Origin of the sequence: Lamprobacter sp. (assembly GCF_034860625.1) — a bacterium.
In the GTDB taxonomy this organism is placed as follows: Bacteria; Pseudomonadota; Gammaproteobacteria; order Chromatiales; family Chromatiaceae; genus Lamprobacter.
In genome coordinates this window covers 1-537 of record NZ_JAYESN010000747.1, presented here as the reverse complement: position 1 = coordinate 537, position 537 = coordinate 1, and the positions used below count along the sequence as shown (strand labels likewise).

Genomic DNA, 537 nt, shown 5'->3' with positions numbered 1-537 from the left:
ACGGAGCGCCTGGGCACTAATCCGCGTATCAATCCCAGCATTCTCACCTGCAACCCTGAGTGACCGTTGCAATGTTGCAGCATGGAGATGCGTACGCCCGACATGCCCGGAGAAAGAATCCCTTGAAAGGCGTCCACTCGGGAAGAGATACTGCCAACCTAATTCGTAAGCAGCATCTGGCCACTCCTTTGCAATGGATGACGGCAGTGTCACTGCACCGATACCGCTCGAACGGTCTTCCTGGTGTTGCTTTGCCACATCTTCTATTTGTGCATTGAGTGGTTCACAGAGACGTTCTGGTAATGGTATCTCCCTATCCTTCTCGCCTTTTCTGTCACGGACGGTAATTTGTTTTTTCTCCAGATCCACATCGATCAAACGTAACCGCACACACTCCATCAACTGCATACCGGTTCCATACAGGATTCTCGCCATTAATCCTGGCACGCCGGTCATTTCTTTCAGTAACGCCCGCACCTCATTTCTCGATAAGACCATCGGAGCCTTTGATGATGCCCGTGGCTTTTTCGCGTTCGC

1 protein-coding gene is annotated in these 537 nt (G+C 51.6%); it reads right to left on the bottom strand.

Annotated features, from left to right (window positions below; genetic code table 11):
• Positions 1–498: tyrosine-type recombinase/integrase (locus tag VBE63_RS31115; protein WP_323686796.1), on the bottom strand; the 498-nt coding region annotated here is incomplete at its 3' end.
• Positions 499–537: the final 39 nt, after the last annotated feature.